This is a genomic window from Brachybacterium sp. HMSC06H03, from assembly GCF_001807385.1.
Classification (GTDB): domain Bacteria; phylum Actinomycetota; class Actinomycetes; order Actinomycetales; family Dermabacteraceae; genus Brachybacterium; species Brachybacterium conglomeratum.
This window is the reverse complement of sequence record NZ_KV788873.1, coordinates 1-16,908: the sequence shown is the minus strand read 5'-3', so window position 1 is coordinate 16,908 and position 16,908 is coordinate 1. Positions and strand designations below refer to the sequence as shown.

Here is a 16,908-nt window from a genome sequence, read left to right as displayed (position 1 = left end):
GGCGGGTGCCGGCAAGGCAGGTGCTGCCGGTGCCGCGGGCAAGGCCGGTGTGGCTGCGGGCGGTGCGGCCACGGGCGGCGCACTGATCCTGGCGGCCATGGCCGCCAGGGGCACGCAGACCGCTGCCGCGACCGCGAAGACGGCCGCGGAGAGCGCGGCACCGCCTTCGCAGGGCCCGTCGCAGGAAGAGCAGCAGAGCTCGTTGCATGATCGACGGAAGTGGAGCGAGTGATGGCCGTGACGCATGTGCAGCTCGGTGGCGAGCTGCAGGGCCGCTCGATCTTCGGCAGCAGCCGCAACCGCCTCGAGCGGATCGGTATGTGGTCGACCCTGGCCGTGCTGGTGGTCGCTCAGCTGATGGTGATGCGCTGGTCGTGGACCGTCCTGCTGGGCGCTGTTCTGCTGGCCACGACCGTGTTCGTGTGGTCACCGAGGCCGAGCTTCGGCCACAAGTCCGTGGTCGGGATGCTCGCGATTCCCCTGCGTCGGCGCTGGAACCGCCGGATGAAGACGCTGGACACGGTCGGGGGAGAGGCGGCCGAGGCCGCTGAGGGGAATGTCCCTCACCTGCCGGCTGCCGTCGGGACGTTGCGTGGGTTCGAGATCGAGCTGTGGCCGGGGGCGGAGCATCCTGGACGTGTGGCTGTGCTTCGTCAGCGGATCCACGACCAGACCCAGTTCACGATGGTGCTCGAGTTCCGGGCACAGCAGTCTGGTGTGGTCGACGGGCTTGAGGGGCTGCGGAACCACGCGGGGTGGGCGAAGTTCCAGGCCGTGATGGCGCGTCAGGGTTCGCTGGCGAGGCATCTGCAGCCGGTGGCGCGGATCGTGCCGTTCGACCCGGCCGATCACGTGCAGTGGCTCATCGATGCGCTGCCGGACAACGCACCGGAGATCCTCGTGCGTTCGTACGCCGAGCTCGTGGACGGAGTGATCAGCGAGCAGGAGCAGAACCGTACCTGGCTGGCGATCGGTGTGCCGGCGAGTCGCGAGTTCTACGCGGCGGCCGATCGCGTGGTCCTCCCGGACGACATGGCCGAGGCCAGTGACCGGGAGCGGGCCGATGCCCGCACGGCCGTGGTCCTGGCCACCGAGCTGCGCCGGATCATCTCCGCTGGCCGAGCCAACGGGTTCTCGTTCCGGGAGCTCGACGAGCGACGGCTCGCCGCGGTGACGCGCAGCCTGCAGGATCCCGATCAGCCGTTGGATCGCCTCGAGGGCGCTGACCGGTTCTCGATGTGGCTGCCGTGGATCGGCTCGGAGTCCTCCCGGGACTTGGTGATCGAGGGGAGCCAGAAGCGGTGGTACACCCGCACGGCCGTGGTGCCGCGCGACGGGTTCGCGGCGGGAGAGCTGCCGGTCGACATGCTGGTGCCTCTCCTGACGGGCGTGAACCCGGCAGTGGTACGCACCGTGAGTACCCACGTGACGGTGGTGCCGGCGACGACCGCCCGGGCCGAGGCGCGGGATGACCTGACGATGGACCGTTCGGCGGTGCAGCAGAAGGCCAAGGAGGTCTCGGACGGGACGAGCGAGGCCCAGCTGACAGCGTCGCAGCGCCGACTGCAGGACCTGCAGCCGGGATCGGGCGTCCACGGGGCGGAGTGGGCGCTGGCCGTGACGATCCAGGCTCCCGATCTCGAGGAGCTCGAGCGGGCGGTCAACGCGATCGAGGAGGCCGCTGCCGAGTCGCACATCTCGAACCTCGACTGGCAGGACCACGCGCACCACCTGGCGATGCCGCTGACGCTGCCGTTGGCTACCGGAGTGCGGCGGCGTAAGAAGAAGTGGTTGCCGACGTGATCGTCAGCGCAGCAAGCCCACAGGCCCCCGCCGCCACTTGCGAGCGGCATAGACGAGGAGAGCACCGATGAAGGTGAAGCAGCGGAAGAAGCGAAAGGGCGGCACCCCGCCCTCCTCTGCAGAGACGAAGCTTCCCGAGCCGTGGCTGCAGGAGGCTCGCCGGAAGGGGTGGCTCGACTTCCTGGGAGCCTATGACCAGCAGGTCACCATGCTGCGGTCGACGACGTCGCAGACCTCGGCGCTGCATCTCGCAGTGGCCGGGGCGCCGACATCATCGTTCGGCCTCTACGCCGGAGACGACCTGATCACCGGCTGGCCGGTCTTCCACGATCCGATCGAGGGCTACCGGTCCAAGGTCATCGGCTCTCCGAACTGCGTCTCGATCGGCGATGTCGGCTACGGCAAGTCCTCGTTCTCCAAGACCTGGGCCACGATGCGCAACCTCATGCTGGGACGACGCGTCGTGATCGTGGACAAGAAGATGCAGTCGGCCGGAGATGAAGACTCCGAGCACGAGGGCGAGTACGCCTCACTGGCCCGCGCCCTCGGCGTGGAGCCCATCCGCTTCACCGGCGAAGAGGGCGGGCTGAGGATCAACCCGCTGGATCCCGTGATCACGGGATCCGACCGACTCACGGCGAACCACACCGACCTGCTCAAGGCGATCCTCGAAGAGGTGATCGGCGAGGTCCTCAGCGCGGACGAGCGCAAGGCCCTGCGGGTCGCGCGGGACGCCGCGGTCACGCGGGCGCGGGAGCGCGGCGCGGTCGCGACGATCCACGACGTCACCAGGTACCTCCTGGAGCCGGACGAGGAGATCGTCGAGGCGCAGCTGGGACGCTACGGAGTCGACGACTACGCAACCTGGGGTCGTCGCGTCGGGTTCGCGCTCGAGGAGTGCATCGAAGGCGAGCTCGCCGGGCTGATCGACGGGGAGACCAGTGAGGAGATCCGTGTCCACGCGGGGCTGACGGTCTTCGATATCTCGGCGCTGCCGGATAGCGGCCCGGCGGTGCCGGTGGTCATGGCGATCATCAACACGTGGCTGCGGGCCACCCTCCTGCGGCAGAAGTCGGCGGTCCCGACGTTCTTCGTGATCGAGGAGGGTTGGCACCTGGTGGACGGGTCCTTCGCCAAGGTGTCCCAGCAGAACACGAAGAAGTCTCGCGGACTCGCCCTGTCGACCGTGACCAACTACCAGCATCTCTCCGATGTGCCGGCGAACTCGCCGGCCATCGCCACGATCAAGGAGGCCGGCACCATCGCGATGTTCCGCCAGGCACGCCGAGAGGACGCCGAGGCGTGCCAACGACTGTTCGGCATGCCCCCGTCGTCGATCGACCTGCTGATGAACCTCGAGCAGGGCTGCTGCCTGCTCAAGATCGGCAACAAGCCCGCCGTGCTCATGCGCGCGTCGCGCTCGAGCATTGAGGCGCAGCTGGCTGACACCGATGGTGCGCTGCTGTCGCAGGCGCGCGTCGGGCTGCAGGGTGACGACTTCACGGCCGGTGCGCAGGACGACGCCGAGGATCTCGCCCTGGCGGGTGCGGGGAGTGATGTCGCATGAGCGCCGCCGAAGTTGTGTCCTCGACCCGAATCCCGACGGTCACCTCGACTTACCTTGATCCGACCTCCGAGTCGGGTCGCACCCCGCTGTACATCGCGCGGCGCGGCCGCCTGGATGGGGTGATGCTGCGCCTGGACGTGTGGGAGCAGCTCCGGGACGAGGCGACGCGCTCACTGGACCTGCGTGAGCGCGACGAGCTGCAGGACCGCCTGAGTGCCGGTGTGCTGCTCGAGGGGTCTCTGGGGGAGGTCGCAGCGCCTCTGCGGCCACCGGCCGTCCTGGCGTCGCTGCCGATTCGGTACGTCGCGCATGCCGCCTCGGACATCCTCACGGCCTCGCGCCGAACGGAGAACCCCCGGAACCTCGCCGGCTTCCTTGCGCACTGGACACGCGGGTACCTGCGCGGGTCGGCGGTCACCGACCCCGACCGCCCAGGCCCCGTGATTGAGCGGGAAGTGGCGCCTGCCTACCACGATGACCAGGTGCCGTTCCGGATCGTCTGGGCGCGGGCGGGGGAACACCGCGAGCACCGGACGCTGCTGGCGGTGCGACCGCTCGAGGGCGTGCTCGCCCGGGCGTGGACGTTCCCGCCCCCGATGGATGCCACAACCGAGGGAGATTCCTGATGGCTCAGCGAGGTCGCTACGACAAGACTCCCTCGACGCTCTTGCTGCTGGTCGCCGACTACTGGTGGGCGTTCCTGCTGATCCTCGTCGCCGGCCTGCTGGGGGTGTGGCACACCGCAGTGGTGCTGTCCACGCCCGCGGAGTGGGGCGACTTCGAGGTGAGCATGACCGGGCTCGTGGGCGTGGTCCGTGGGCAGGGCCTGGCAGAGGTCCCCGGCGGCGGCACCTGGACCTACGTGCTCCTGGGCCTTCTCCTCGCGCTGATCGCCGTCGTGATCGTGGCCGTCTCGGCACTGCTGACGAAGTGGCGGCTGCGCGCACCGGGCAAGGGCATGGCCACGAAGGCTGACGTGAAGAAGGTGCTCGGCCGCGATGCGATCCTCTCCGAGGATCGTGACGGCCGGCTGTGGCCCGCCGACTCGCGGGTCCCCGCGAAGGAGCGGACGTTCTGCGTGGGCACCGCGGCGTTCGCGCGCGGTGCCGTCGAGGCGCATCTCGGCCAGGAGCAGCATCTCGGGGTCGTTGCGCCGACCGGGGGCGGCAAGACGTTTCGCGTCCTGAGCCGGGCGGCGCTGAACGCGCCCGGTGCGCTCGTGGTGACGTCGACGAAGGCGGATCTGCTGGATGTGATCGCGGAACCTCGTGCGAAGAAGGGCAAGGTGTGGGTGTTCGACCTGCTGAACCTCGTGTCCTGGCCCGAGGCGATGCGATGGAACATCCTGCGCGGCTGCGAGGACACGGTCGTGGCTCGAGCTCGCGCGGGACAGCTGGTCAAGGGAGGCAAGAAGGACTCCCACACTGCTGGCGGTGGTGACTCCAACTCTGAGTTCTTCCTCGGGCGTGCCCGGACGGTGCTGCAGTCGTACCTGCACGCGGCCGCGCTGGGCGGCCACTCGATCGCCGACGTGCTGAAGTGGGCGGCTGAGCTCGAGACCGACGACACCGCGCTGAAGATCCTCGACAAGCACCCGGGCGCCGACCCGTTGCTCGCACGCCGCCTGCGTTCGGCAGTCACCGGCGCCTCGGACACCGTCTCTTCGATCCGCCAGACGCTCGACGACGCTCTCGACGCTCTCTCGCTGCAGAAGATCAACCAGCAGTTCGTCGAGGACGAGCAGATCCCCACCTTCGATCCCGACGAGTTCGTGCGGTCCACCGACACGCTGGCGATCATCGCGGACGACAACGACCCCACCGACGTGACCACGCTGGTCGCGGTGCTGGTGGACTCGGTGTTCCAGGCGGCCAAGACGGCGGCCCGGCGCACGGAGTCGGGCCGGCTGAGCCCTCCGCTGCGCGCGGTGCTCGATGAGGTCGCGAACATCTGCCCGCTCCCGGATTTCCCCAAGATGCTCTCGGATCTGCGCGGCTACGGGGTCCAGATCATCTACGGCCTGCAGGGACGTGCGCAGACCAGGAAGACCTGGGGTCCCGAAGGCTCCCAGATGATCGTGGATAACTCGTTCGCGCAGCTGATCCTCGGGGGGATCAAGGATGCGGAGCAGCTCGAGGATCTCTCCAAGCTGACCGGCATGGTCGAGGTGAAGGGGCTCTCCACGCAGGTCCGTGACCACGGCATGTCCCGGGGCAATCAGACGGTGAGTGATCAGGAGAAGCGGATCCTGCGTCCTGAGGAGATCGGGCGGCTCGAGGTAGGGGAGGGGATGCTCCTGACCGGAGTCGTTCCCGCCGTCGTGGTCAGCTTGCCTGGCTGGACGCAGCTGCCCGACGGCGACGAGCTCAAGAAGTCCGCCCAGCGCACCGCGAAGTCCCGCGTCGCTGCGGGACGAAGCAGCGCTGCGGCATGAGGAGGAGACGATGATGACCGAGGATGCGACGCCGGCCCCCGGCGACACCGACTTCACCTACCTCACGGAGATCGAGCAGCACTACCTCAACGAGCTCGGCGAGGCGGTCGCTGATCACGAGGTGCGCCTCGAGCGGCTCGAGGCGAAGGAGAAGGAGCCGCCCGTCCCGCGGGACTGGATCGCGCGGCACCAGAGCGTGCAGGCCTGGAACGAGCTCGCGGACTGGGTGGACTGGCTCAACGCGAACTACTCCATGCCCCACGCGCGCCGCGTGCAGGAGTGCTGGCCGGCCCACCCGGGGCTGGTGCACGTCCTGGCGGGGCTCCGCTCCGCGTGGCGTGCGTCGGTGCTCTCCGATGAGCAGAGCAAGGAGCAGGGCAACGCGATGGCGGCGTTCCACGACTACCACCTGTTCCCGTTCTTCCAGCGCCTCGAGGACACCAAGCTGTTCAAGTGCTCGAACGGTCACAAGGCTGACGACGAGCACGCCGCGACTGACCGTGACCGGTTCCCGGAAGGGCTGGTCGGGGAGGATGAGGTGGCCGATGCGAGCCCGGCCCCATCCGTGGAGCCGGAGGGCCCGGAGGTTGTTGCCCTGCCAGCCCAGGAGGGTGCAGGGGATCTCGAGGATGACAGCGAGTGGTGGCGAGGCTAACGCGACCCCAGGCTGAGCGCGGAGGCCCGTCCGGTCCATGCCGGAGGGGCCTCCGGCATGTCCGGGATCGGTGGAGGTCAGGCGATCAGGTCGGCGACATGGATGTCGGTCTCCCGCACGGCGCCGTCGATCGCGCGCAGGAGCTGCTCGTCCACGTCGTTCCTCAGCGGCAGTTGAGAGGTGGTCAGTGCATGGCGGACGGCTCGCAGCGCGTTGCCGGGGCCCGAGCCTCCGTATCCGAAGGCGAAGCCGGGAGAGCGGAACGGGTCGGGCAGAGGCCCGAGGGGGTCACCGTCCGGGGTGCAGATGAACAGTGGCGTGTCTCCGGAGAGCATCGTTCCGGCACGCAGGCGCGTCTCCGCATCCAGGCGTGCGGGAATCGTCGATTCCCGGACCACGAACTCCGGGTTCCCGTACGACGTGGTCCCGCGCAGGACGGGGTTGCCGAGCCGGTCCCGGGAGAACTCAGTGTCGGTGACGCCTGAGGAGGCGCGAGCCAGCAGGTGGTTGCGCTCGTAGTCGTGCAGCTCGGCCGTGAGGTCTAGGGATGCGAAGTACGCCTCGGCAACGGGATCTCCCACGGACGTGCCGTAGTGGCGTGCGTGGTGGCGCGGGTATCCCGGAACGCCTTCGAGCGGGTCGGGGTTCCACTTCAACAGCTCCCTGTGGAGCTGTCCCATCGACCAGAGGGCCGCGGGCAACACTCCGGGAAGAGCGGCGGGGTGATGCGCATCGTGTTCGTCGGCGAGCTCGGCTAGTGCACCCTTCATGGTTCGGGCCACCTCGTGGTCGGTTGGGTCGAAGGCAGGCGCTGCATTCTCCTGCTCGAGCCACTGCGCGAAGTCGGTGGGGATGGGCGCTGCGGTGACTCGGGAGCCTTGCGGAGGCCAGGGGTAGAGACCCCAGTCGGCCTCCCGGAACCCGTCGCGCTCACGGGACTCGGGAGCGAGGTGCTGGCCGCGCTCGAGAACCTTCATACCCTCTCGGTAGACCATCGCCCGGACGGCGTCCGCAGCGATGCCCTCGAGGGGACGCACGGCGCGCCAGTGCGATGCGGTCTCCCCGATCCGCTCTCCGTCGTACGGGTAGCGGACCTGCGTGTTCGTGCGGTGGTACTCCTCGATGGTGGCGAGCGTGTAGGCGTCGCGGTGGTAGAGCACGGGCTGGCTTCCCAGTGCGCGTTCGAGGTCGCCGAAGACCAGGTCCTGGATCCCTTCGGTGACCCGTAGATCGTGCTCCGAACGCAATGGGAGCATGCCGTGCGCCCATGTGCCCTGCAGGGCCCAGACATGGAGTGTGCTGATGCGTTCACGGTAGAGCTCGACCAGGGCGGTGCGGTTGAAGTCAAGTGAGATCCCCCGGGCGGCGGTGATCTCCTGCAGAGTGGCCAGGGTGCGGTGCAGGGTGCGGGTATCGAGGAGGTCTGCGTCCTGGTTGCCGGGGACTCCGAGGAGGACGATGCGGTACTCGTCCTCGCCGCCCCAGATCCGCACGTGCACGTAGGGCCCGGAGTCCTCCATCCGCTCGACGGATTCGAGAAGCAGGGGTCGCGGCGCGGCCGCAGCAGGAATGCGGCTCAGGGGGAGGGTGGTGAACGTGCGCTCGTCGAGCTGCTTGCGCCGGGCCTCGCGCTCGCGCTCGAACGCGAACTGCTCGACGTCGGCCGCCCGGATGAGCAGCACGCGGCCGGTCGAGAGGGGATGTCGCGGGAGGGTGCCCTCGTCGACGAGCTGGCGGATGCGTTCGCGGGTGAGGCCGGTGAGCTGCGCGGCACCCTCGGTGGTGTACGGGGTGATGCGGGGCATGAGGACTCCTCGTGGTCGACCGTGGGCGCCGTGACACACTAAACGATAACGACTTGGCGAGACAATAATATAGCAGGAGAGGAGGGTGGCCAGACTCTGATCGCTCGCGCCTGGCCCTTGTATAGCCGCCTCGGGCGGCTATACTGGGGGTGCGGCAACTGCCTGGAGCTCACGCAAGTGGGTGAACCCAGGAGGCCGGGGGGGTTGTGCGGGACGGATGAGCCCGCCGAACCCCGGTGCCGCCCAGCTTCTCCCCTAGAGGGAGCGTGAAGGCCCCTCCGACCCCTGGACCGGAGGGGCCTTCGGCGTGTCCAGGCGCGGCGCCGCCGCGGGCCTGGGCACCGGTGAGCTGCCCTGGGCGCGGAGCTGCTGGACGCGTTGCGCGAGGGAGTGGATGGGGGCGCGACGTTCTCGCTGCCCCGCACGGCCCACCAGGTCGGCTCTCACTGCCGTCCGTAGTTCCCGCTTCTTCCCGGTCAGCGCGTGCACCTCCTGCAGGCGCCCGCTGAGGGGGGCAATGTGCTGGGAGTCCCTCGCCTTCGTCCCGAAGTGGTGGCGCTGCACGGACCAGGCCACGGTGTCGGCGCTCCACAGCGCGTGCTCTTCGCTCATCCGCCCGTGGTGCATCCACATCTGCTCGCTGACCTCGCCCCTCTCGCGGAGCTCGTGGACGATCGCCTGGTCGAGACGGACATTGCGCTGCTGGGCCTGCGGGAAGTTGTCCAGGACGACGTCGGTGATTCCCTGCTCGTCGAGTGTTCTGAGCGCACCTCGGAGGCAGACATCTCGCACGGCACGCTCCTGCGCCTCGGTGATCTCGTGGTCGCGGACGTCGAAGACGACCACGGGCATCGCGGTCTTCGCGGCGATGTACTCGTTCATGTCGCCGATTCGGCCGCGGAGCCGCTGGTCCTTGACGGCCTCCTTGGAGTGCCAGAACGTGCCGCCGGCGATCTCCTCGAGGTCGCGCCGGATCTCCGGCAGGTCGTCCGCGTGGAAGACCACGGCGCTGAGGCCGTAGTACCCGACCTGACCGCCCTCAGTTGCGCGATGGGTTTCGTCGACGAACGCGACGAGATCCTGCCGGGTCGTGTACCGCTCTAGGAGGGTGTCGTCCCACAGGCCGCTATCGCGGTGGCGGGCGCGCAGTTCCTCGCGCCGGAGATGCTCGTCGATGCCGTCCTCGACCTCGCTCATCGCTGGACCGGTCCCTTCCCCTGCTCTCGCTCGCGCGCCTGCTGCGCGAGGCGCTGTCGCATCTGCTCGTCGGCGCGCTTCTGCCCGTCGGAGAGCCTAGAGGCCCCCTCGGCCGCGCGCTGGGCGGCCACCCGATCCTTGAGGGAGGGGAGGGGAACATCCCGGGTCCTCGCGGGTGCAGTGGCCGGAGGCGGTGCGAGCCGGGAGCGGAGCTGCTCGAGGTCCGCGCGGTCCTGCGCCGCCACCTCGGAAAGCTCCGGCAAGGCCCGGGTCTCGACGGCGTAGTCGTGCAGCTGCCGCCAGGCCTTGACCTGGCCGGCGGTCTCTTCCCACCGCGCGCGCTGTGCCGTGCCGTCGGCGGGGGTGGGGCCGAGCTCGCGGGTCCAGGGCTCTCGCTGCAGCGCGAGCGTGCGACCGTCCGCGCGCAGCCGGGCGGCGAGGAACTGTCGGCGCTGGGCGAGGTGGTCGCGCCATGCGGGGGAGAGCGCTGGGTCGTCCATCCCTCGGTCGGGGGCGAGCCAGCGCGGTAGCCCGTCGGCCGGCGCCGGCACGGGGCGATCGGGCTCGACCTCGCGTCGGCGCTGCTCGGCGCGGATCGTCCGGTCCAGCGTCGATTCGCGCTCGAGGACGCGGTGAGCCTCCTCGAGGTCCAGGACGTGGCCGGCGCGGGCGTGGATGTGCTCGGCGTCGGTGTGCTCGTGGCGCCTCTGAGCGTCTCGCTGCACGTTCTCGAGGACCCAGCTGCGCGTGGGCATCGCCCGACGCATGCCCTGTTCGCGGCGCAGTTCGGTGAGGTCGGTGTGCCCCGCGCGCAGTTTCTCGCGCAGCGCGGAGACGGTCTCCTCGACGTGTTGGATTCGTGCCGCGGTGATCTCCATGCGCGGATCTCGGAGGCTGACCTCGGCGCGCCTGTACGTGGTCCACTCGCGCTGCAGCTCGCGGAGCTCGCGGCGCGCGTCGGTCAGCTGGTGCTGGTCCTCGGACGCGACGACGCGCGCCACTGCGACCATGTCCGAGAGCTCTCCCGCGGTGAGGCTGCCGTGAGCTCGGTCCGTCCAGGCGGGGATCGTCCGGTCTTTGAGGTCGATGGGCTTCGCGTCGAGCGAGTGGCGGGCCTCTGCGATGTTGACGGCCTCCCGCGCAGCCGCGCGACGGTCAGCCGACTCGGCGCTGAGCTCGACGAGCCGCTCGCGGGGCATCTCGCGCAGGGGCCGGTGCTCGGCCGAGGTCGCCTGCTCGGACCCGCGGCGCAGGTCGTTGCGCAGTCGCCAGGCGAGGAGCTTGCCGGGGTCCTCTGCCTTCTCCGGCTCGAGGACGTCGCTGTGCCGGTGCAGGAGACGGTCGATGTCGTAGCCGGCGTCCTCGGCGCTGCGCAGCGCGGCGTCGACGGCGGAGCGGGCGTCGGAGGTGACCACGCGCTCGGCGCCGGCGCCGAGCGAGTCGCGGAGGTGGACGCTGTACCGCTGCTCGTCGGCGCGGCTAGTGACGTCCTGGTGCTGTCGGCCGAGCTCGGCGGGGGAGTCCACGCGCTCGGCCTCGGTGAGCATCGCGTCGCGGGCGGCGACGTCGCGCCGATCGGAGCGGGTGATCCTCGAGAGGATCACGTCACGGGGCTGGTCGTCGGTGCCGACGAAGAGCTCGTTGGAGTGGCGCCCGCGGGTCATGGCCACGTAGAGGCCCTCGCGGCTGGTGGCGGTGGTGGCCAACGCTCGCGCGACGTCGACGGTGCGGCCTTGGGCGCGGTGCACGGTGCTCGCGTAGCCCAGCTCGGTCGACTCGCGCACGTACTCGGCCGGTAGGTGGACGGGGCGCTGGTCCGTGAGCCGGGTGGCGGTGATCGAGCCGTCGGCGTGGATGCGCTGCACTGTCCAGGCGTCGCCGTTCTTCACGCAGTCGCGGGTGCCGTTGACGGTGAGGGTGCGGTCCACGCGGCGAGTCACGACGACGTCCCCGGTCCCAGCATCGTGGCCGTCGCGGAGGGCCGTGCTGGTGGTGAGGTCGACCTGCCCGCGTGCGATCCGGCGTTCCTGGGCGAGACCGTTCAGCTCGGCGACCCGCACGTTGGTGTCGGCCATCATGAGCGATTCGCGTCCGGCGGCGTCGTCGGCGTCCCAGGCGCGAACGATCTGGTCGACGAGGTCTTCGTGTCGGCCGGAGTGGACTCGGCCGGCGGACTCGTACCAGCTGATGTCGCCCTGTCGGAGGGCGAGGGACGCCTCTGCCTCGGCGTCGTTCCGGGTCCCGTCGGTGTGGCGGAAGCGGTGCAGCTGGGTGAGCTCGACGGCGCCGACCTCGGAGGCGATCATGCGCAGCGCGCCCCCGGACTCGACCGCCTGCAGTTGACGGTCATCGCCGATGAGGCGGACGTGGGCACCGACGGTCCGGGCGTCGCTCACGAGCTGCTCGAGGTTCAGGGTGCCAGCCATCCCGGCCTCGTCGACGAGGACGACGTCGCCGCTGCGGAGCGCGAAGCGCTCGGGGACGGTGTCGCCCTCGCGGGCGCGGCCGCGCCAGTGCAACCACTGGGCGAGGGTGGTGGATTCCGCGCCCGTGGCGTCCTCGAGCTGTGCGGCTGCGGTGGCGGCGACGGACAGGCCGACGACGCGGCCGCCGCCGGCCTGGATCGTCTCGACGGCGAGCTTCATGGCGGTGGTCTTGCCGGCGCCAGCGGGACCGATGCCGACGGCGAGCACGTTCTCACCGCAGGCGAAGGCTCGTGCGAGCTCGATCTGTCCGTCGTCGAGGGGGACGTCCTGGCGCGCGAGGATCTCGTCGAAGGTGGCGGGGGCGGCTGCCGGGATGGCCTCCTCGCGGGCGGCGTCGAGCAGCGTGTACTCGGCGTCGATCATCCGTGCGGAGGTGTAGATATTCCGGTCGCGCGGCTCGTAGATGGACGTGCCGTCGGCACGGGTCAGGTCCGCGAGGACCGGGGCCTCGGAGCGGGGGGTGAGGTTGACGCTGCCGACGTCGCGGGCGTACTGGGCGATCGCCTCGCGCTGGAACCCGCTGAGCATCCAGCCGTCGTTCCGTGCCGCCCAGCGGTCGACCTCGGCGCGGATGTCGCGCTCTGCCCATGTCGAGCGACGGGTGGAGAGTTCGGCGATCACGTTCTCGCCGGCGCCGATGATGTCCAGGCCGTCGCGCACGGCGATGGCCCTGTCTCGGGAACCTGCCGCGGCCTGGCGGGCGATGTCGGCGATGTTCTCCACGTCGGTGTTGCCGACGATCTCTGCTGCCTCGGTGCGCCACTGCTCGCGCATCTCGGCCAGGGACCGGTGGGGGCCCTTGGGGGTGCGGGTCTCGAGCGTTGCCTGCTGGCGCAGCTGGTGCATGAGCTTCGTGTCGGGCTCTCGTCCGTGCTCACGGACGTAGGAGGCGACGAGTTCGCGAGTGCGTGCTCGGATCGCGGCCGAGCGCTTCGCGGACTGCGACATGAGGCGCGGGTCGACGCCGTCGACCTCCATCACGGGGCGCTTGCCCGGGCCGGTGGAGCGGGGCGAGAAGCTGAATCCGCGCGCGGACAGATGGGCGACGAGGCGCTGGTTGTAGTGCTCGCTGGCGGAGACCGCCGAGCGGTACAGCGCGGCACCGTCGAGAGTCCTCCACCGGTCGCTCTGCGGGTCGTAGACCTTGTTCGCAACGACGACGTGATCGTGGAGCTGCGGATCGCCGTCACGGGAGTCGTGGTGACGGAAGCGGGTGGCGATCATTCCGGTGACGTCGAGCTGGGCGACCCCGCCGGCGCCGGCGCGGGTGCCGATGGCGTGCTCCTCGAGGTACTCCACGGCGTCGTCGATAGCAGCTTCATGAGCTGCAGCCACGGCCTCGGCGGTGTCCTTGTCGGCGAGTCCCCAGAGGACCGAGACACTCTTGGGTGGCGAGAAGGTCAGGTCGTAGCCGGCCACGGAGTTCGACCCCTTGGACAGCTCCTTGGACAGGAAGGTGGCGAGCTCCTTGTCGTCCACCGGCCGGTGGGAGAAGCGCTCCTCGTAGACCTCGGAGGCGACGCGCATCCGCGTCTGGCGGATCTCGTCCACGGAGAGCTCCCGGCCCAGCCGGGTCTCTTGATCGTCACGGGCAGACTGGATCCGCTGCCCGATCTCGCTCGTCGACGAGTCGTACTTGTACGGCCGCCGACCGAGTCGGGACGCCCGCTCGGCCTCCTTCGCCGAGCCGCCACCGGCGATCACCGAGGCCTCGATCGCATCGGCGTTGGGGTGCCGGCCCTCCCCGAACAGGGCTGTCATCTGCTGCTCCGAGACCGCACCGGAGACGCCTAGGGCGGCGGTGCCCTTGCCGATCCATTGGCCTTCGGGAGCGCCGGAGTCGAGGTAGTAGTCCGTGAGGTCCTGGCCGTCCTGGCGGCGCTGATCGCCGGAGGCAGTCATCGCCGAGTAGTAGGCATAGCCGTCCCCATGGGACAGCTTGCTCACGGACATCATGCGCTGATACTAGCCCCCACTCCGCGTCAGCGACACCGAGGACATTCATAATGCAAGAGGTGTGACGTTGCTGTGGTTCTGATCGGCCGTGAGCGTAGCGAACCTTGGGGAGACGCGAAGCGTCCTCTGGATCGAGCTTGCTCGATCTGCCGATCAGGTCCTAGAGCATCGGCAGATGCTGTGCATGCTCGCTGTCCACACGTAGTGTGGTCAGCGATGAGCAGTGAGCTGCGCTGTGGACTGTGGGCTGGGATGGTGTTAGGGGACATCCGCAGTCCACGGGGAGCAGCGCAGCTCACCCGGCCCGACGGCGCGGAGCGACAGAGGGGAGCGACGCCGTTGAGTCCGAGGCCTCGCGCGCGAGGGTGCACGCAAGTACACTCGGATCAGGAGGCCCTCATGAGCACCCCCACAGTGGATGAGCCAGCCCGGCAGCAGACACAGTCCGAACATCCCAGACGAGCGGTCGACGCTGACCGCCTTCGCCAGGGAGCGGCGGCGGTGCGCCGAGCTCGACCGCACCCTGACCGATCACCAGAAGCGCACGCTGAGTCTCGCAGCACTGCGGCACGCCAACGCGTGATCCCGCTTCGTGATCTGAGAGAGGACGAGACCAGCGCTCGTCGGACCCTGAACCCGAAGACAGGCAAAGCTCCGCACCGACGGGAGCTCGAGAGTGTGCAGGAGCGAGCGGATCGCGTCCGCGCTGAGAGGGCGCTCGCACAAGTTCGAGACCCTCGATGGTGGGACCGCGCGAGCGCCGGCGATCTCGAGCAGGCGCGCCTCGCAGCGAGCGCCTCGGGAGTCGCGCCAGGGAACCGGGCGGCGATCAGGAACGAGATGCGGGAGGTCGCGCAGCGCCGGTACGGGACGAGCGTCGACGGCGCGATCCTCTACGAGCGCGAGAACCCTCGCCAGCCACCACCGGACAGGTGCTTTGTCGGTGGCCGAGCGTTGACCTAAGCCGAGACCGATGAGCGAGAGGAAGACGATGGGAGGCGACGCTCCGTGGACGCGTGCCGCCAGCTGACCGCCGCTCGCGGGTAACGACGGACCACGCACAGCACATGACTCGGAAGATGTGAAGGAGACAGCAGGAGTGGCACGGAAGAGCACGAAGGCGGCCGAAGCCCGAGAGCGGGCGCGAGAGCGCGCGAATCGGTTCCTCGAGCGCGAGCAGGAGCTGCTGCGTATCGCGGAACGGTTCGAAGAGGCACAGCTCGAGATCGAGGGCGTCGACGCCGCGACCGAGGCGAAGGTCGCCAAGATCCGCGAGCAAGCCGAGGTGAGAATCGCCGAGGCTCGCGAACAGGCGAAGCAAGACGCGGCCGAGGCACACAGGCGCGCCGAGAAGCTGCAGCGAGAGATGCTCGCTCTCGGGATCAACCGCCGGGAGGTCGGGGAGAGGCTGGGGATCCAGACGCGAAGCGTGGTGCGGACGGAAGGGAAGAAGCCGGCGAAGAAGCTGAGTGGCGAAGAGGTCGAGGCCGAGGCAGCGGCGATCGTCCGCGAGGGTGTGATGATCCAGCTGGACGGGGACGTCCACCGACAGCTGTCCCCGGCTTCCGCCGACGGCACCGAGCTGCACGGCATGCTGTACCAGGGCGGAGAGGAGCAGGGTGAGACCACTGTCGACCTCGCCACCGCCGAGTGGAGTCGGTGAGAGGCCCTCTCATGCTCGATGTCGTCGCGGCTGCGGCCGATCCAGCCATCCGGGACCGGTACTTCGAGAAGGTCCGCCGGATCGAGGGTGGATGCTGGCTGTGGACCGGGGCGATCTCAGGAAGGGGCCACGGTCGGTTCTGGATCCGCGACGGCCTGGTGGTGATCGCCCACCGCTTCGCTTGGACGATCGCCCATCCGGGAGCCGAGCTGCCGCCCGTCGTCGCCCACGGGGACTGCGACAACCCGCTGTGCCAGAACCCGGCCCACCTCTCAGCGAGCACCAGCGGCGAGAACCGCCGCGAGTGGGCGGCCCGGCGACACCGGCTCGGGAGCCCGCTGCGCGACGTGCGCGGCGCCCGCGGCCGCGCGCGGGAGCTGCGAGACGCAGCGCGCGAGGGTGCCGACATCGAGGGGGTGGTGGCGGATGGTGTTAGGCCGATCGACCGAGATCAACTCCCGCTGTGGTGACAGCAGAACGCCCCCGACCGGAGCACGGGTCGGGGGCGTTCTGGGTCTGGGGTCAGCCTGCGTAGCCGGAGCCGGGCTGCGTGGCCTCGGGCCACGGCGGGGCGCTCTCCTTGGAGGGAGCGGGGGCCTCGGAGGCCTGGGGGGAGGACTTGCGGAATCGCCAGGACTCGCCGACGGCCGCGACCGCGAGGTACTCGGCGGTGCGGCGGTTGCCGTCCTTGTCGGTGTACTCGCGGGTCTTGAGCGTCCCCCAGACGAGGAGGCGTGTGCCCTTCTTGGCGTTCGCGGCGATGCTGCGTGCGAACGGGTCACGGGCGACGCAGGACTGGCCGACGGGCGTCTCCTTGATGACCTCGCCGGTGCGGCGGTCGGTGCGGGTGGGGTTGTTGATCAGGCGGAAGCGCACGGAGGCGTTCCCGTCCTCGAACTCCTTGAGCTCGGGATCTGCGGTGAGGTTCCCCTCGAAGGCGGTGAAGCGGTCCATGCTGTCCTCCCTGGTCGGTGGTGATGTGAGCCTATCGGACTAGTGCATATAATGCACGTAGTGCAGACAGTGGGAAGAGTGTGGGCGGGAGGGGTTGCCTCCCGCCCTTGGAGTTAGAGGGCCTTGATCTTGTCGGGCCGGTAGCCGGACCAGTGGTCCTCGCTGGTGACGACCACCGGCGCCTGCGCGTACCCGAGAGCCTTGACCTGCTCAAGGGCGAGCTCGTCCTCGGTGAGGTCGACGAGGTCGTAGTCGAAGCCGAGCTTGTTGAGAGCTCGCTTGGTGGCGTCGCACTGGACGCAGCGGGGCTTGGTGTAGACGGTGATGCTCATGGTGTGCTCCTCTGTTCCGCTGTTCGGGGGGTGCTGACAAGGAGCGGGGGATGCGC

At 69.6% G+C, this 16,908-nt stretch carries 14 protein-coding genes; 9 read left to right on the top strand and 5 right to left on the bottom strand.

All coding sequences use genetic code 11. The annotated features are described in order from the left end of the window. The 6 genes from HMPREF3159_RS17685 to HMPREF3159_RS11590 form a co-directional block, all read left to right on the top strand. A partial coding sequence (locus HMPREF3159_RS17685; RefSeq protein WP_210388871.1) for a hypothetical protein occupies window positions 1-232 on the top strand: 232 nt, incomplete at its 5' end. After that, window positions 232-1,803, top strand: a complete 1,572-nt coding sequence (locus tag HMPREF3159_RS11610; RefSeq protein WP_070501156.1) for an SCO6880 family protein — start codon at window positions 232-234, stop codon at window positions 1,801-1,803. The genes HMPREF3159_RS17685 and HMPREF3159_RS11610, both read left to right, overlap by 1 nt. Before the next feature lie 67 nt (window positions 1,804-1,870). After that, complete coding sequence (locus HMPREF3159_RS11605) at window positions 1,871-3,370, top strand: ATP-binding protein (RefSeq protein ID WP_070501155.1); 1,500 nt, start codon at window positions 1,871-1,873, stop codon at window positions 3,368-3,370. Continuing rightward, complete coding sequence (locus HMPREF3159_RS11600; protein WP_070501154.1) at window positions 3,367-3,996, top strand: hypothetical protein; 630 nt, start codon at window positions 3,367-3,369, stop codon at window positions 3,994-3,996. Before HMPREF3159_RS11605 ends, HMPREF3159_RS11600 begins: the two co-directional genes overlap by 4 nt. After that, window positions 3,996-5,804 carry a type IV secretory system conjugative DNA transfer family protein gene (locus tag HMPREF3159_RS11595; protein WP_070501153.1) on the top strand — a complete coding sequence of 603 codons (1,809 nt, stop codon included), beginning with the start codon at window positions 3,996-3,998 and terminating at the stop codon, window positions 5,802-5,804. The genes HMPREF3159_RS11600 and HMPREF3159_RS11595 overlap by 1 nt, the downstream gene beginning before the upstream one ends. Before the next feature lie 10 nt (window positions 5,805-5,814). Continuing rightward, entirely contained in the window at window positions 5,815-6,459 is a 645-nt protein-coding gene (locus HMPREF3159_RS11590) for a hypothetical protein (protein ID WP_070501152.1), read from the top strand. A gap of 77 nt (window positions 6,460-6,536) precedes the next feature. Here HMPREF3159_RS11590 and HMPREF3159_RS11585 read toward each other — a convergent pair whose 3' ends face one another. From HMPREF3159_RS11585 to mobF, 3 genes are all read right to left on the bottom strand, one after another. Then, entirely contained in the window at window positions 6,537-8,264 is a 1,728-nt protein-coding gene (locus HMPREF3159_RS11585; protein ID WP_070501151.1) for a helix-turn-helix domain-containing protein, read from the bottom strand. Between the two features lie 255 nt (window positions 8,265-8,519). Further along, window positions 8,520-9,461 (bottom strand): hypothetical protein, encoded by a 942-nt coding sequence (locus HMPREF3159_RS11580; RefSeq protein WP_070501150.1) that lies wholly within the window; start codon window positions 9,459-9,461, stop codon window positions 8,520-8,522. After that, window positions 9,458-13,903: a MobF family relaxase gene (gene mobF, locus HMPREF3159_RS11575; protein ID WP_070501149.1), complete on the bottom strand. Its 4,446-nt coding sequence runs from the start codon at window positions 13,901-13,903 to the stop codon at window positions 9,458-9,460. Before mobF ends, HMPREF3159_RS11580 begins: the two co-directional genes overlap by 4 nt. Window positions 13,904-14,321: 418 nt before the next feature. On the opposite strand from mobF, the gene HMPREF3159_RS17515 reads away from it, so the two are divergent. The 3 genes from HMPREF3159_RS17515 (at window position 14,322) to HMPREF3159_RS17680 (ending at window position 16,036) form a co-directional block, all read left to right on the top strand. Next, on the top strand, window positions 14,322-14,486 hold the full coding sequence (locus HMPREF3159_RS17515) for a hypothetical protein (RefSeq protein WP_168165427.1): 165 nt from the start codon (window positions 14,322-14,324) through the stop codon (window positions 14,484-14,486). 516 nt (window positions 14,487-15,002) lie between these two features. Beyond that, window positions 15,003-15,566, top strand: a complete 564-nt coding sequence (locus tag HMPREF3159_RS11570; RefSeq protein ID WP_070501148.1) for an ATP synthase subunit B family protein — start codon at window positions 15,003-15,005, stop codon at window positions 15,564-15,566. After that, window positions 15,563-16,036 (top strand): hypothetical protein, encoded by a 474-nt coding sequence (locus HMPREF3159_RS17680; RefSeq protein WP_210388870.1) that lies wholly within the window; start codon window positions 15,563-15,565, stop codon window positions 16,034-16,036. Before HMPREF3159_RS11570 ends, HMPREF3159_RS17680 begins: the two co-directional genes overlap by 4 nt. Before the next feature lie 52 nt (window positions 16,037-16,088). Here the strand turns inward: HMPREF3159_RS17680 and HMPREF3159_RS11560 are convergent, their stop codons facing one another. Both HMPREF3159_RS11560 and nrdH read right to left on the bottom strand, forming a co-directional pair. Beyond that, complete coding sequence (locus HMPREF3159_RS11560) at window positions 16,089-16,520, bottom strand: single-stranded DNA-binding protein (RefSeq protein WP_070501146.1); 432 nt, start codon at window positions 16,518-16,520, stop codon at window positions 16,089-16,091. 113 nt (window positions 16,521-16,633) lie between these two features. Beyond that, window positions 16,634-16,852 (bottom strand): glutaredoxin-like protein NrdH, encoded by a 219-nt coding sequence (nrdH, locus tag HMPREF3159_RS11555; RefSeq protein WP_070501145.1) that lies wholly within the window; start codon window positions 16,850-16,852, stop codon window positions 16,634-16,636. Window positions 16,853-16,908 lie beyond the last annotated feature (56 nt).

Excerpts from the sequence above, each read along its gene's own strand:
- HMPREF3159_RS11610 (WP_070501156.1), top strand. The coding sequence starts at position 232 with ATGGCCGTGACGCATGTGCAGCTCGGTGGCGAGCTGCAGGGCCGCTCG.
- HMPREF3159_RS11605 (WP_070501155.1), top strand. The coding sequence starts at position 1,871 with ATGAAGGTGAAGCAGCGGAAGAAGCGAAAGGGCGGCACCCCGCCCTCC.
- HMPREF3159_RS11600 (WP_070501154.1), top strand. The coding sequence starts at position 3,367 with ATGAGCGCCGCCGAAGTTGTGTCCTCGACCCGAATCCCGACGGTCACC.
- HMPREF3159_RS11595 (WP_070501153.1), top strand. The coding sequence starts at position 3,996 with ATGGCTCAGCGAGGTCGCTACGACAAGACTCCCTCGACGCTCTTGCTG.
- HMPREF3159_RS11590 (WP_070501152.1), top strand. The coding sequence starts at position 5,815 with ATGATGACCGAGGATGCGACGCCGGCCCCCGGCGACACCGACTTCACC.
- HMPREF3159_RS11585 (WP_070501151.1), bottom strand. The coding sequence starts at position 8,264 with ATGCCCCGCATCACCCCGTACACCACCGAGGGTGCCGCGCAGCTCACC.
- HMPREF3159_RS11580 (WP_070501150.1), bottom strand. The coding sequence starts at position 9,461 with ATGAGCGAGGTCGAGGACGGCATCGACGAGCATCTCCGGCGCGAGGAA.
- mobF (WP_070501149.1), bottom strand. The coding sequence starts at position 13,903 with ATGATGTCCGTGAGCAAGCTGTCCCATGGGGACGGCTATGCCTACTAC.
- HMPREF3159_RS17515 (WP_168165427.1), top strand. The coding sequence starts at position 14,322 with ATGAGCCAGCCCGGCAGCAGACACAGTCCGAACATCCCAGACGAGCGG.
- HMPREF3159_RS11560 (WP_070501146.1), bottom strand. The coding sequence starts at position 16,520 with ATGGACCGCTTCACCGCCTTCGAGGGGAACCTCACCGCAGATCCCGAG.
- nrdH (WP_070501145.1), bottom strand. The coding sequence starts at position 16,852 with ATGAGCATCACCGTCTACACCAAGCCCCGCTGCGTCCAGTGCGACGCC.